General features: G+C 68.9%; 10 protein-coding genes. 4 read left to right on the plus strand and 6 right to left on the minus strand.

Annotated elements, in window-relative coordinates; genetic code table 11:
- The first annotated feature begins 1 nt into the window (after nucleotide 1).
- Genes MKK65_RS02155 through MKK65_RS02165 form a run of 3 tightly spaced genes read left to right on the plus strand, consistent with a single transcriptional unit; the run spans nucleotide 2 to nucleotide 3611 of the window.
- Nucleotides 2–1591 carry a peptide ABC transporter substrate-binding protein gene (locus tag MKK65_RS02155; RefSeq protein WP_243954915.1) on the plus strand — a complete coding sequence of 530 codons (1590 nt, stop codon included), beginning with the start codon at nucleotides 2–4 and terminating at the stop codon, nucleotides 1589–1591.
- Nucleotides 1588–2511 (plus strand): ABC transporter permease, encoded by a 924-nt coding sequence (locus MKK65_RS02160; protein ID WP_243954917.1) that lies wholly within the window; start codon nucleotides 1588–1590, stop codon nucleotides 2509–2511. Before MKK65_RS02155 ends, MKK65_RS02160 begins: the two co-directional genes overlap by 4 nt.
- A 14-nt stretch (nucleotides 2512–2525) precedes the next feature.
- Nucleotides 2526–3611, plus strand: coding sequence for an ABC transporter permease (locus MKK65_RS02165; protein WP_243955030.1), 1086 nt, complete (start codon nucleotides 2526–2528; stop codon nucleotides 3609–3611).
- A 2-nt stretch (nucleotides 3612–3613) separates the two neighbouring features.
- Here MKK65_RS02165 and MKK65_RS02170 read toward each other — a convergent pair whose 3' ends face one another.
- The 6 genes from MKK65_RS02170 to MKK65_RS02195 all read right to left on the minus strand — a co-directional run bounded on the left by MKK65_RS02170 (nucleotide 3614) and on the right by MKK65_RS02195 (nucleotide 10790).
- Nucleotides 3614–4570: a D-2-hydroxyacid dehydrogenase family protein gene (locus MKK65_RS02170; RefSeq protein WP_243954919.1), complete on the minus strand. Its 957-nt coding sequence runs from the start codon at nucleotides 4568–4570 to the stop codon at nucleotides 3614–3616.
- A 130-nt stretch (nucleotides 4571–4700) separates the two neighbouring features.
- On the minus strand, nucleotides 4701–6320 hold the full coding sequence (locus tag MKK65_RS02175; RefSeq protein WP_243954921.1) for a dihydroxyacetone kinase subunit DhaK: 1620 nt from the start codon (nucleotides 6318–6320) through the stop codon (nucleotides 4701–4703).
- A gap of 119 nt (nucleotides 6321–6439) precedes the next feature.
- Nucleotides 6440–7378 (minus strand): carbohydrate ABC transporter permease, encoded by a 939-nt coding sequence (locus MKK65_RS02180; RefSeq protein ID WP_409565349.1) that lies wholly within the window; start codon nucleotides 7376–7378, stop codon nucleotides 6440–6442.
- Nucleotides 7375–8331: a carbohydrate ABC transporter permease gene (locus tag MKK65_RS02185; protein ID WP_243954923.1), complete on the minus strand. Its 957-nt coding sequence runs from the start codon at nucleotides 8329–8331 to the stop codon at nucleotides 7375–7377. Before MKK65_RS02185 ends, MKK65_RS02180 begins: the two co-directional genes overlap by 4 nt.
- A gap of 53 nt (nucleotides 8332–8384) precedes the next feature.
- Nucleotides 8385–9695, minus strand: coding sequence for an ABC transporter substrate-binding protein (locus MKK65_RS02190; protein WP_243954924.1), 1311 nt, complete (start codon nucleotides 9693–9695; stop codon nucleotides 8385–8387).
- 33 nt (nucleotides 9696–9728) lie between these two features.
- Nucleotides 9729–10790 carry an ABC transporter ATP-binding protein gene (locus MKK65_RS02195; protein WP_243954926.1) on the minus strand — a complete coding sequence of 354 codons (1062 nt, stop codon included), beginning with the start codon at nucleotides 10788–10790 and terminating at the stop codon, nucleotides 9729–9731.
- Between the two features lie 361 nt (nucleotides 10791–11151).
- Here MKK65_RS02195 and MKK65_RS02200 point away from each other — a divergent pair, with 361 nt between their 5' ends.
- On the plus strand, nucleotides 11152–12345 hold the full coding sequence (locus MKK65_RS02200; protein WP_243954928.1) for a fumarylacetoacetate hydrolase family protein: 1194 nt from the start codon (nucleotides 11152–11154) through the stop codon (nucleotides 12343–12345).
- The last annotated feature ends 26 nt before the right edge of the window (nucleotides 12346–12371 follow it).

Consider the following 12371-nt stretch of genomic DNA (forward strand, 5'->3'; position numbering starts at 1 on the left):
CATGGCGATCCGCCGGCGCGCGTGGCTGGCCGGCGCCACCGCCCTCGCGGTCGCGCGGCCAGCCTGGGCCGGCGAAGCCGCGCTCTACCGGCGCGGCAACGACGCGGACCCGGAGACGCTCGACCCGCACCGCTCCTCCTCGGTGGCGGAAGCGCATATCCTGCGCGACCTGTTCGACGGCCTCCTGACCTACGACAATCACGGCGCCATCATCCCGGGCGCCGCCCGATCCTGGACCGTCTCCGAGGACGGCCTGACCTTCCGCTTCGTCCTACGCCCTGATGGAAAATGGTCCACCGGCGAGCCGGTGACGGCGGAGGATTTCGTCTACGCGTTCCGCCGCATGCTCGCCCCGGCCACGGGGGCGAAATACGCCGAGATCCTCTCGCCCATCCGCGGGGCGGCGGCTGTGAACCGCGGCGAGATTGCCGGCGATGCCCTCGGGGTGATTGCGGAGGGATCGCTCACTCTCACGATCACCCTCGAACAGCCGACACCCTACTTCCTCGAACTCCTGACCCACCAGACCGCCCTGCCGGTTCACCGGGCCTCGGTGGAGCGGTACGGCGACTCCTTCACCCGGCCGGGCAACTTCGTCACCAACGGGCCCTACCGGCTGATTGACCGGGTGCCGGGCGGCGCCATCACCCTGGAGGTCAATCCGCACCATCCCGACGCCGCCGCCATTGCGATCCGGCGCGTCGCCTTCCTGCCCATGGCGGACATGTCGGCGGCCGTGCGCCGCTACGCTGCCGGCGAGCTCGATTCCCTGTCCGAGCTGCCGGTCGACCAGATCGTCGACCTACGTCGCCGCTTCGGTAGCCAAGTGGTGCTCGGGCCCTCGCTCGGTCTCGAAGTCCTGGCGATCAACACCCGCAAGGCGCCCTTCTCAGACCGGCGCGTCCGCCAGGCCCTGTCCCTGCTCATCGACCGCGAATACCTCGCCGAAGGGCTCTACGGCGGTACGATGAGCCCGGCCTATTCCATCTGCCCGCCGGGCATCGACAATTACCGCACGCCCCCCGAGACGGAGGGCCGGCAGGGCCTGCCGATCGACCACGAGGCGGAGGCGCGGCGCCTGCTGACGGAGGCTGGGTTCGGCCCCGGCCGGCCGCTCACCGTCGAGTACCGGTTCAATGTCAGCGACAACAACCGCAACACTGCGGTGGCGGTCGCCGAGATGTGGCGCGATCTCGGGATCGAGACCCGGTTCGTCTACACCGACGCCAAGACGCATTTCGCCTTCCTGCGCGACGGCGGGGCCTTCGACGTCGCCCGCTACGCCTGGATCGCCGACTATTCCGACCCGCAGAATTTCCTGTTTCTGCTCCAGAGCGGCAACGATGGATTGAACGCCGGCCGCTGGTCAAACGCGGCCTATGACGCACTCCTGGCCAAGGCCGCCTCCGAGCGTGACCTCACCCGCCGGGCCGACATGCTCTACGACGCCGAGACCATCGCGCTCCGCGAGCTGCCCTGGATCCCGCTGATGCATTACCGCTCGAAGGCGCTGATCGCGCCGCGGCTGCAGGGCTACACACCGAACGTTCGCAACGCCGCGCCGACCCGCTTCCTAAGGCTCGACGCGTGATCCGCTTCATCCTGTGGCGCCTGGCGCAGTCGGTGCCGACGCTGTTCGCGGTGGTGGCCGTCAGCTTCTTCCTGATGCGGCTCGCACCCGGCGGCCCCTTCGATCTGGAACGCCCGCTGGCGCCGACCGCCATGGAGAACCTGCGCCGGGTCTACGGCCTGGACCAGCCGCTCATAGTCCAGTTCGGCCGCTACCTGGCGGCCCTGGCGCGGGGCGATCTCGGGCCGTCCTTCTCGTTCCGCGACATGAGCGTCCTCGACCTGATCGCCCGGGGCCTGCCGGTCTCGGCGACGCTGGGCGCTCTGGCCCTCGTGCTGGCCTCCTGCATCGGCATCGGGCTCGGGACCGCGGCGGCGCTCCGGCGCGGCAGCGCCCTCGATCGGCTCCTCGGTCTCGGGGCGGCGCTGACCCTGTCGCTGCCGAGCTTCGTCGTCGCGCCGCTTCTTCAGATCGTGTTCGGGCTGAGTCTCCGCTGGCTGCCGCTGAGCGGCTGGGAGGGCGGCGCGCCGAGCCATCTGATCCTGCCGGTGGTGGCCCTGGCGCTGCCGCAGGTCGGCGCGCTGGCAAGGCTGACGCGGGCCTCGCTCGGCGAAGTCCTGCGCACCCAGCCGGTTCGGACCATGCGCAGCCTCGGCCTGCCGCCATTCCGCATCACCCTGCACGCCCTGCGCGGCGCGCTGCTGCCTGTGGTGGCCTATCTGGCGCCGCTGGCGGCGGCCCTGCTCACCGGATCCGTGGTGGTCGAAACGATCTTCGGCCTGCCCGGGGTCGGGCGCTACTTCGTGGAAGGCGCGCTCAACCGCGACTACACGCTGGTGATGGGCACCGTCCTGCTGGTCGCGGCCCTGGTGATCGCCCTCAACCTGATCGCCGACCTCGCCTGCGCCTGGCTCGATCCGCGCCTGCGGAACGCCGCGTGAGCGCCACCCGTGCCATGGCCGGTCCGGCCGCTCGCACCCTATCGCGTCTCGCGCGCGAGCGGGTGGCGATGGCCTCCCTGGCCGTGCTGGTCCTGATCGCGCTGGCCGGCCTATTCGGGCCGGCGCTGACCGGGCACGATCCGACCCGGGCCTATCCGGACCTGCGCCAGCTCCCCGCCGGCCTGACGGCGCAGCCCGATCCCGACCATCTGCGCCCGGCGCTGGAACGCCTCGCCTTCCGCATGCGTGCACGCCTCGACGACGTCGCCCGTGACGGCGATGCGCTGCGCCTCACGCTCAGCTCCGAGGTCGGGGTGGACCGGCGCAGCCTCGTCTACCTGCCGCGCTCCGACCTGTTCGGCGAGCCACACGTGATCGCCGATACGGAGGGTGGGAAACGTCTTGTGGTGGTCGTGCCGCTCCGGCGCCTGTCCTTCCCGCTTGGCACCGACGTGCACGGCCGCGACCTGCTCACCCGCTGCCTCGTCGCCGGCCGGGTCTCGCTGCTGATCGGGCTCACTGCCACCTTGGTCGCGCTGCTCATCGGCGTCGGCTACGGCGCGACGGCGGGGTTCGTCGGCGGCGCCGTCGATGCCGTGATGATGCGGCTGGTGGATGTGCTCTACGCCCTGCCCTTCGTGTTCTTCGTCATCCTGCTGCTGGTGTTCTTCCGGGCGAGCCTGACGCTGATGCTGGTTGTGATCGGCGCCGTCGAATGGCTCGACATGGCCCGCATCGTTCGGGCGCAGACCCTGTCGTTGCGCGAGCGCGACTTCGTCCGCGCCGCCCGCGCCCTCGGGCTCGGCACGCCCCGGATCATCCTGCGCCACATCGTGCCGAATACGTTCGGGCCAGTGGCGGTGGCCGCCACCTTGCTGGTGCCGCAGGTGATCCTGCTGGAGAGCTTTCTGTCGTTCCTCGGGCTCGGCGTGCAGGAGCCGCAAACGAGCTGGGGCGTGCTGATCGCCGAGGGTGCCCGAGCGATCGAATCCGCGCCGCACATGCTGGCCGGCCCGGCCGCGTTTCTGATCACGACCCTGGTCGCCCTGACGCTGCTCGGCGACGGCCTCGCCGATGCCGTCGACCCGCGGGCCGAGTAGCCTCAGCTCAGCAGCCGTATCGGCGCACCGGCGAGCCACCCCTCGATATCCTCCACCGCCTGGGTGAAGAACGTCCGGTAGTTGTTAAGCGTGACGTAGCCGACATGCGGCAGCGCCAAAACATTCGGCAGGTGCCGGAACGGGCTGTCGGCCGGCAGCGGCTCGGTCTCGAACACGTCGAGCCCCGCCCCCGCGATCCAGCCCTCCTCCAGGGCCCGGACCAGGGCGGCCTGATCGACGATCGGCGCCCGCGATGTGTTCACCAGAATGGCGCTCGGCCGCATCCGGTGCAGCTCGGCCTCGCCCAACAACCCGCGCGTCCGGTCGCCGAGGACGAGGTGGATCGTCACCACGTCGCTCGCGTCCAGCAATGCATCCTTGGATTCGGCGCACTCGACCCCGGCGGCGGCAGCCCGGGCGTCGTCGAGGTTCGGGCTCCAGGCGATCACGCGCATGCCAAAGGCGCGGCCTATCGCGGCGACCCGCGTGCCGATCTTGCCGAGCCCGAGCACGCCCAGGGTCGCCCCGGCCAGATCGGTCCCCACCGTGCTCTGCCAGGGGCCGCCCTCGCGCAGGTTCCGGTTCTCGAACGGGAGATGGCGGGCGAGGCCAAGGATGAGCGCCCAAGTCAGCTCCGTCGGTGGCGTCGGGCTCGACTCCGTGCCGCAGACCGTAATGCCGCGTGCCCGCGCCGCCGCCACGTCGATCGCCAAGTTGCGCATGCCGCTGGTGACCAGCAGCTCCAACCGGGGCAGACGCGCCAGCAGATCCGCCGGAAAGGGCGTGCGCTCGCGCATGATGACCAGGATCTCGGCCTGCTCGATCCTGGAAACCAGGGCCTCCCGATCCGCGATGTGATCGGTGATGGTCGAGACCGCGACACGGTCGGACAGACGCGCCCAATCAGCAAGGCCGAGCGCTGCGTTCTGGTAATCGTCGAGGATCAGGCAGGTCTGCACGGTGGTCTCTCTTCAGGGCTCGGGCTTGCAACGCCCTCGAAAGCGCGGCGTTCGTCGGGCCCACGCACCGGCTTCCGGAAAAGGCGTTACACGCGATTGCCGACGGCCCTCGACGATCAGCCAACGACCGTCAACCGGCGGCTGCCAGCGCCTCGAACGCCACCGCGACCCCCGCCGCCCCCGGATCCTCCACGCCCGCGAGATCCACAGCCGCGAGGTAGCTCGATCGGCCGGTGGCGGCGCGGTCCATCCGGGCCGTGGCGGCGGCGCCCGTGCGAGCGGCGGCGGAAGCGGCATCGAGGCCCCCGGATTTCAGGGCTTCGAGCGCCGGGATCAGGGCGTCCAGCAGCGTGCGGTCGCCCGGGCCGGCGCCGCCGTAGTTCCGCACTCGGGCCACGCCCTGGGCCAGGGCGTCGGGCCAGGAGGCGCCGTCCATGAGCGCGGACGCGGTGGCAGCGAAGAAGATCGAGGCCAGCACGCCGCTGGAGCCGCCGACCGCGCGGCCGATCCGCTCGGCGAGCGCACGGCACAGGGCGGGCGGATCGGTCTGCGGCAGCCGGTCGAGATCTGTCACGACCGCCCGGGCCGCGCCCGCGAAGGTGGTACCGGTGTCGCCGTCTCCAACTTTCGCGTCCAGGGCGTTAAGCGTCCCCTCGGCGGCGATGAGCGCCCGCGTCACGGCGGCGATCCGGGCGGCCACGATCGGATCCCGCGACGGCGTGAAGGCCTCGCCCGCCAGTCCCTCCGGGATCGGGCGCAGGACCGGCGGGGCGATCCGCACCGCGCCGGGCCAAGCCGGCATGGGCACCGGCGCCAGGAGGGCCGCTTCGATCTTGTCGTCCAAGGGCAGGATCGACAGCGAGGCACCGTGCATGTCGAGGGCGGTCATCAGCGGTGCCGGACCCAGCAGAAGGCGCACGCGCCGGCCGAGCTCCGTGCTCAGAACGGCCTGTGTCAGAACCTGCATCTCCAGGGCGGTCGCCGAACCGAGATTGTTGACCAGCAGCGCCAGCGGCCCAGCGCCCGAAAACCGCTCGGTCATCAGCTGCGCCAAATCGCCCGCCTGCGGCAGCGTGATCCGCTCGACCCCGGGCTCGCCATGAATGCCGAGGCCGAGTTCCGCCTGCCCCTCGGCTAACCGTTCGCTGCGCGGCGAGCCGGGGATCGTGGCGGTGGAGACTGCGATCCCGAGCGACTGGGCCGACGCCGCGACCCGGCGTGCGAGGGCCGCGACCGTCTCCAGCGACGCGCCATTCTCCGCCGCGTGACCCGCGATCTTATGGACGAACAGGGTCCCAGCCACGCCCCGGGGCTGCTTCGCCTCCGGCAGCGCGATGTCGTCGGCCACGATCACGGTCTCGACTGTCTTGCCGAGCGTTCGGGCGCGTTCGGCGGCGAGGCCGAAATTCAGGCGGTCACCGGCGTAGTTCTTGATGATCAGCAGGCATCCGGCCGGCCCGGTCACGGCCAGGATGCCGGCGAGCACCGCGTCGACGCTGGGCGAGGCGAAGACATCGCCGCACACCGCCGCACTCAGCATGCCCGGCCCGACGAAGCCGGCATGGGCCGGCTCGTGGCCTGAGCCGCCGCCGGAGATCACCGCCACCTTGCCGGTATCGATTTCGGCCCGCAGCACGACGCGGATCCCGGGATCACCGTCGAGCCGGGCGAGGCGACTGCCGCTGGCGGCCAGCAGGCCCGCGATGGCGTCGGTGACCAGGGTGGCGCGGGTTTCGATAAAATGGGCCATGGCGTGACCTTCTGCGATCACGGTCCGCAGGTGTCTCCCTGCGCGCCGTCACAGCGGATTGTCTGAGCAATCGCGGCCGCCGGCGCAACGGCCGGCGGCAGGTTTCCTCAGGCCCCGGCCTATTCCTTCACGGCGCCGGTCAGCGCTGAGACGTAATATTCCACGAAGAACGAGTAGAGGATCACCAGTGGTAGGGAGCCGAGCAGGGCCCCGGCCATGAGCGAGCCCCACTTGTAGACGTCGCCATCCACGAACTCGCTGACCACCGCGATCGGCACGGTCTTGTTCTGCGTCGAGGACAGGAAGGTCAGCGCGTAGATGAACTCGTTCCAGCACAGCGTCAGGGAAAAAATCCCGGCCGAGATCAAGCCCGGGAAGGCGAGCGGCAGGATGATCTTAGTCAGGATCTGCCAGCGGCTGGCGCCGTCCATGAGCGCGCATTCCTCTAGCTCGTAGGGGATGGTCTTGAAGTAGCCCATCAGGAGCCAGGTCGAGAACGGGATCAGGATCGTCGGATAGGCTAGGATCAGGGCGATCGGCGAATCGAACAGCCCGTAGGCCTGGATGATCGTGGCGAGCGGAATGAACAGAATCGAGGGCGGCACCAGGTAGGCGAGGAAGATCGCGGCGCCGACCCAGCCCGCGCCGTTGAAGCGGACGCGCACGCAGGCATAGGCGGCGAGCACGCTGGCGAACAGCGACAGGATTGTGGCGGCCACGGACACGTACATCGTGTTCCAGAGCCAGCGCGGATACTGCGTCTCGAACAGCAGCTTGTTGATGTGCTTGAGCGTCGGATCCACCACCCAGAAGGGGTTGAACCGCTCCATGTCGATCAGCTGCTCGTCCGGTTTGATCGCCGTCAGCGCCATCCAGTAGAACGGGAACAGCAGCACTGCGAGGATGATCAGGAGCGGCAGGTAGGTGGTCACGAGCCGCCGGGGCAGGCGCTCGAGATAGGCCATCCCCTCGCTGTCGTCGGTGAGGCCCGCGGGACGGGCGGCCAGGACCGGCGCGAGGCGCGGGTCGGCATGGGCGGGCAGAGCGGGCGCGCTCATCGGTCGGTTCCCCCGGATTGCCAGGCCCGGCGTTGAAGGCCGAACCACGAGATGCCGATAGCCGCGAGCAGGAACGGCACCATCGCGGTGGCGATCGCCGCCCCCTCGCCGAGCGTCCCGGAGAGGATGCCGCGCTGGTACGACAGGGTCGCCATGAGGTGCGTGGCGTTGACCGGGCCGCCTCGGGTCATCGCCCAGATCAGCTGGAAGTCGGTGAAAGTGAACAGCACCGAGAAGGTCATCACTACGGCGATGATCGGCGTCAGCAGGGGCAGGGTGATGCGCGAGAAGATCTGCCAGTTCGAGGCGCCGTCGAGCGTCGCGGCCTCGTAGAGCGAGGGCGAGACCGTCTGCAGCCCGGCGAGCAGCGTGATCGCGATGAACGGCACGCCGCGCCAGATATTGGCGAAGATCACGCAGGCCCGCGCCATGCTGGGCTCGCCGAGGAAGTCGATGTTGCCGTCGATGACCCCGAGGTGGCGCAGCGACCAGGAGATGATCGAGAACTGGCTGTCGAAGATCCACCAGAACGCGATCGCCGAGAGGACCGTGGGCACCACGAACGGGATCAGCACGATCGACCGGACGATCGACTTGAACGGCATGTTCTTGTTGAGCAGCAGCGCCAGGTAGAGGCCGACCGCGAACTTCACCACCGACGCCACGGCCGTGTACAGGCAGGTGTTGAACACCGAGAGCCAGAACACGTCGTCGTCCCAGAGCCAGGCGTAGTTCTCCAGGCCGATGAAGACGCCCTCCCGGCCGATCCGGGTGTTGGTGAAGGACAGCCAGATGCCCTTCAGCAGCGGATAGGCCAGGAACAGGCCGAGGATCAGCGCGGTCGGCAACATGAACCAGAAGCCCGCCCAGCCGCGGCTGGCGCGCAGGCGCTGCCAGGCCGAGCGCGTCGGGACCGCGAGCGGAGCGGGCTGGGTCAGGGCCGTGTGCGCCATGGGTTCGCCTCGGGATCAGGGCCGCGGGCGGGACACCCGCGGCCGGTCTCCGTTCAGGTGTTGCGGAAGATGCGCTGGGCGGCGCGCTCGGCGTTGCGGATCGCGGTCTTCACGTCCTCCCGGCCTGTGCAGTGGCTGGCGAACATGTCGACCACCACGAAGTCGGCCAGCACCGCGGCGATGCGCTCGCTCACCGGCGCCTGGCCGCCGGCCGCGAGCGAGCGCCGTCCCGCCTCGGCGAAGACGGCGTTCTTCGGGTCGCTCGTCCAGATCGGATTCTTGGGGTAATTCGACAGCGGCTCACAGAGGTAGCCCTGCGCGCCCTCGATCCAGGGATTGTAGTTCGACGCCTCCATCATGAAACTGATGAACGCCTTACAAGCGTTGGGCGCCTTCGAATACTTGAACGCCAGGATCGGGAAGGCGAGCTGAAACTCGGTGGGTTTGCCGGCCGGGCCGATCGGCCAGACCGCGTGGTCCATGTCCTCGGCGAGCTTCGGGTTGTCCTTCTTGGCGGCGGCGTAGATCGAGATGCCGTTGTGGGTGAGGTACAGGTCGCCCGCCAGGAACGCCTTGTTGTTTGAGGAATCATTCCAGGACACGGTTCCGGGCACGAAGGTCTCGTACATCGACTTGACGTATTCGAGCGCCTTGGCAGTCTCCGGCGAGTTGATCACGATCTTCTCGTTGGCGTCGACGAGGTTGCCGCCATGGGACCAGAGCGCCCAGTGGCACCAGGTGTTCGCGTCGCCGGTGGCGTGCCCGAGGGCGAAGCCGGCGGGGGTGTTGTTCTTCTTGAGCGCCCGGCACAGTTCGAGGAAGCCCGCGGTATCCTCGGGGAACTTGCTAAACCCGGCCTTCTGCATGGCCGAGATGCGATAGTTCGGGTAGCCGCCGTTGAAGCCCACCGGGATCGCGATCCACTTGCCCTTGACCTTGCCGTAGGCCTCTGCCGACGGGAACCAGGGGCCGTACTTCTTGGCCAACGACTCGGCGACGTCCTCCAGCGGCAGGCACTTGTCCGGGAACAGCGCTGGGAACGAGAACAGGCCCCAGACCATGTCGGGCCCCTGCCCGGTATTGGCGGCCACGGACGCCTTGGGCTGGATGTCGTCGAAGGATTCGTTGGTCACCGAGACCTTGACGCCGGTCGCCTTGGTGAAGGCATCCACCATCCGCAGGAACGCCTCGTCCTCGCTTGGGATGAAGCGCTTCCAGCGCAGAACAGAAAGGCTGGCGCCGGGCTCAGGCTTCCACTCGGCATTCTGCGCCCAGGCCCGGGCGAAGCCGAGGAGGTCACCGCCAGCGGCGAGGCCGGTCGCGGCGGCACCCGCCAGGAGGGATCGGCGGTCGAGTTTGGGCATCGTGGCGTCACTCCCTGGGTGGATCGGGTGCGGTCAGGTCGGCAGGCGCCGGCCGGTCTCGGCATCGAAGAAGTGCACGCGGTTCGGCCGCAGGTGGACGGTCTCGCCCGGCCCCTCGCTGACGCGCTCGCGCAGCACGCAGGTAAAATCCTGGCTGTGGGCCCGCACCGCCAGCATCGTCTCCGAGCCGGTCGGCTCGACCACCACGACATCGGCGGCGATCCCGTCCGGCGCGAGATCGAAATGCTCGGGCCGCATCCCGAGGACGAGCTTGCGGCCCTCGGCGCCGGCCGGCGCCTCGTTCAGGGGGATGATCAGCCCCGAATCGCCGGCGAAGACCAGATGGCCGTTCCTCCGGACCGTCCCGGGCACGAAGTTCATCGCCGGGGAGCCGATGAAGCCCGCCACGAACAGGTTGTCGGGCCGGTCGTAGAGCTCCAGCGGCGGCCCGATCTGCTCGACGACGCCGTCATGCATCACCACGATCCGGTCGGCCATGGTCATGGCCTCGATCTGATCGTGGGTGACGTAGATGGTCGTGGTCTTCAGGCGCTGGTGCAGTTCCTTGATCTCGGTGCGCATCGCCACGCGCAGCTTGGCGTCGAGGTTCGAGAGCGGCTCGTCGAACAGGAAGACCTGCGGATCGCGCACGATCGCCCGCCCCATGGCAACCCGCTGGCGCTGCCCGCCGGAGAGCTGGCGCGGGTAGCGGTCGAGAAGATGCGTCAGCCCGAGGATCTGCGCGGCCTTGCTGACCCGCGTATCGATCTCGGCAGCACCCGCCTTCCGGATCCGCATAGAGAACGCCATGTTCTCGCGGACCGTGAGATGGGGATAGAGCGCGTAATTCTGGAACACCATCGCGATGTCCCGTTCCTTGGGCGGAACATCATTGACCACACGCTCGCCGATACGGATCTCGCCGCCGGAGATATTCTCCAAGCCGGCGATCATGCGCAGCAAGGTCGACTTTCCGCAGCCCGAAGGCCCGACCAAGATCACGAACTCACCATCCCGGATGTCCACGGATACACCGTGCAGGACGTTCGTCGACCCGAAAGCCTTGCGAACCTCGCGGATTCCCACCGAGGCCATGCTTCCTCCCGATCAGGGTCGCTCTGACGGCGACTCCTCTACAAGCAGTACAGAGGAGTGCCTTTCGGAAAGCAAGCCGACCGCACCTGAATTTTAAATCATAGGCGGCTTCTGTTAGGGGGAGCCCTGTGGATTTTTTGTGCAGGCGGTGAAATTGCGCGGCGCGGCTGCCAGAAGATCGACGGTCTCAGTTCGCAGTTCCGGATCGGTGACGAGCCTGTCCGCATGAAACATTCTCCCGGAGCCCGAATCGACGGCGGATGCTAAGGCGGGACCACAGTGGATCCGCCGGCGCCGCGCCTTTCCGGACGGAGCGCGCGCAGCCGCAACGCGGCACGATAACCCGACGCATGAGGACAGCATGGCTTTATCCGGTCTGACCGCCCGCGAGATCCTGCCCGCCGATGCCGGTCGCGGTGCCTTGGTCGGGCGGGTGTGGCGCCCGGATGTCAGTGGCCCAAGCGTCGTGGCGATTCGGGCGGGTTCGGAGGGCGGGATGCGGGTCGTGGACATCACCGCCCGGTTCGCCACCGTCAGCGACCTGTGCGAGGCGCCGGACCCCGCTGCGGCCCTGCGCGCCGCCAAGGGCGTGGATCTCGGCAGCCTCGAGACAATCGTCGCCAACACCCCGCCCGACAGCCGCGATACCGGGCGTCCGTGGCTCCTCGCCCCGGTGGATCTCCAGGCGCTGAAGGCCGCCGGTGTCACCTTCGCCACCTCCATGCTGGAGCGGGTCATCGAGGAGCGGGCACGGGGCGACCTCGCTGCCGCTTCGGCGATCCGCGCCGAGGTCGAGCGCCTAGTCGGCCGCGACCTGCGCCGGCTGAAGCCCGGCTCGTCGGAAGCCATGGCGCTCAAGGACGTGCTAATCGCCCAGGGCGCCTGGAGCCAGTACCTGGAAGTTGGGATCGGGCCGGATGCCGAGATCTTCACCAAGGCGCAGCCGCTCTCCGCGGTCGGCTGCGGCGCCGATGCCGGGCTGCACCCGGACTCGCATTGGAATAACCCCGAGCCGGAAGTCGCGCTGGCCGTCTCATCCCAACAAACCATCGTCGGGGCGACGCTCGCCAACGACGTGAACCTGCGGGACTTCGAAGGACGATCTGCGCTGCTGCTCGGTAAGGCGAAGGATAACAATGCCTCCTGCGCCCTGGGGCCGTTCCTGCGCCTGTTCGACGAAACCTTTTGCCTCGACGACATCCGGCGCACCACCGTGACCCTCGAAGTCATCGGCACCGATGGGTTCCGGATGCAGGGCACCTCGCCGCTGGCCGAGATCAGCCGCGATCCGGAGGAGCTGGTCGCGGCCCTGATGGGGCGCACGCACGATTACCCGGACGGCGCGATCCTGCTGCTCGGCACCATGTTCGCGCCGATCCAGGACCGCCACGGGCCCGGCCTCGGCTTCACCCATGCCGAGAACGACCGCGTGGTGGTGGCGAGCCCGGAACTCGGCCGCCTCATCAACCGGATGCGCCCCTGCGATGCCTGCGAGCCTTGGACGTTCGGCGCCCGCGCACTGATGCGCAACCTCGCGGCACGCGGGTTTCTGTGACAGAGGCTCGCGTCGAAGCGCCCCGG

It is taken from the genome of Methylobacterium sp. J-001, from assembly GCF_022829565.1.
Taxonomy (GTDB): domain Bacteria; phylum Pseudomonadota; class Alphaproteobacteria; order Rhizobiales; family Beijerinckiaceae; genus Methylobacterium.

Coding starts and splice junctions, on each gene's coding strand:
- MKK65_RS02155 (WP_243954915.1), top strand. CDS start 2: ATGGCGATCCGCCGGCGCGCGTGGCTGGCCGGCGCCACCGCCCTCGCG.
- MKK65_RS02165 (WP_243955030.1), top strand. CDS start 2,526: ATGGCCGGTCCGGCCGCTCGCACCCTATCGCGTCTCGCGCGCGAGCGG.
- MKK65_RS02175 (WP_243954921.1), bottom strand. CDS start 6,320: ATGGCCCATTTTATCGAAACCCGCGCCACCCTGGTCACCGACGCCATC.
- MKK65_RS02180 (WP_409565349.1), bottom strand. CDS start 7,378: ATGAGCGCGCCCGCTCTGCCCGCCCATGCCGACCCGCGCCTCGCGCCG.
- MKK65_RS02185 (WP_243954923.1), bottom strand. CDS start 8,331: ATGGCGCACACGGCCCTGACCCAGCCCGCTCCGCTCGCGGTCCCGACG.
- MKK65_RS02190 (WP_243954924.1), bottom strand. CDS start 9,695: ATGCCCAAACTCGACCGCCGATCCCTCCTGGCGGGTGCCGCCGCGACC.
- MKK65_RS02195 (WP_243954926.1), bottom strand. CDS start 10,790: ATGGCCTCGGTGGGAATCCGCGAGGTTCGCAAGGCTTTCGGGTCGACG.
- MKK65_RS02200 (WP_243954928.1), top strand. CDS start 11,152: ATGGCTTTATCCGGTCTGACCGCCCGCGAGATCCTGCCCGCCGATGCC.